Below are 1,002 nucleotides of genomic sequence, written 5' to 3'. Positions count from 1 at the left end.
AAGGCAAATCCACCTTTAAGCTCGCGAATAATATCTTCAATCGCCGCACGCTTGCGGTAAACACGGACGATGTCTTTTTGTGGAAGACTTAGGTTAGTGACGATGAACTGTGTACCGCCATGTTCATCATTTAAAACGATAACACGACGTGCTTTGTCCCATGAGGCGGCTTGATACTCAAATTCATCGGTCGTCAACTGACCTTCAATCATCAAAAGATTATCGAAATTAACATATCGTCCATCAAGTGCTATACACTTTAATCGAGGATTTGACTTCAATCGGATGGTATAAAAAATATTGTTGCCTTCTAATGTTTCCATCAAGTCTGGCGTGGCGAAGCCACTGTCACCACGCAAAATAATTGTCTGATGTTGAGCGGATAGACTAGTTGACAGATACCCTTGCACAAATTCAGTTGCACCATTACCGGTATAGGTATTGCCACTTCGCAACGATACCTGACGCACGCTTCCAGTTAAAGCATCGGTCATGATAAGCGGATGGTAACCAACGTTCAAGTAGTGATAATTAAAACCAATTTTTTCTTGATGACCAAAGGTCTCAAAGTAGGTTGAATCCAAATCTAGCACCAGTTCAGCGTTGGCTGATCTTTCATCAATTAAAGAGACAATACGACGATTTAATTCTTGTAGCTCATCAATGTCTTCGTTCGTGAGATGTGATAGAAATCTGGAAATAGTTGGTTGAGATGCCATGTTTTGCGCATAAACAAGTCGATGTTCGATATCTTGGGTCAAGTAATCTGCAACGTCGTCGTTGCGATAACCTTCGATAACTTGAATGAGCATTTGCAATAACAATTCTACCTTAGCATAGCGTGGATTTTTGCGATTATCGTTGAATTCAACGTTATTAAAGAGCCTGGAAACTACAGGTGAATTCAGAAACATACTAAGCAGCACGTTGCCACCATCCGAGGTAATTGGTGCCCCATTGTCTGAAACTGCAACTAAAGGGTTGCTAGGTAATACTTTTTGA

At 41.0% G+C, this 1,002-nt stretch carries 1 protein-coding gene; it reads right to left on the bottom strand.

From position 1 onward, the window contains the following. The coding region (locus FFM55_RS09710) for an IS1380 family transposase (protein ID WP_240006029.1) at positions 1–926 on the bottom strand (926 nt) is incomplete at its 3' end. Between the last annotated feature and the right edge of the window lie 76 nt (positions 927–1,002).

Source organism: Weissella sagaensis, assembly GCF_005405285.1.
GTDB classification, from domain to species: domain Bacteria; phylum Bacillota; class Bacilli; order Lactobacillales; family Lactobacillaceae; genus Weissella; species Weissella sagaensis.
The sequence above is the reverse complement of the archived record's forward strand: the minus strand, read 5'-3'. Positions and strand labels throughout refer to the sequence as shown.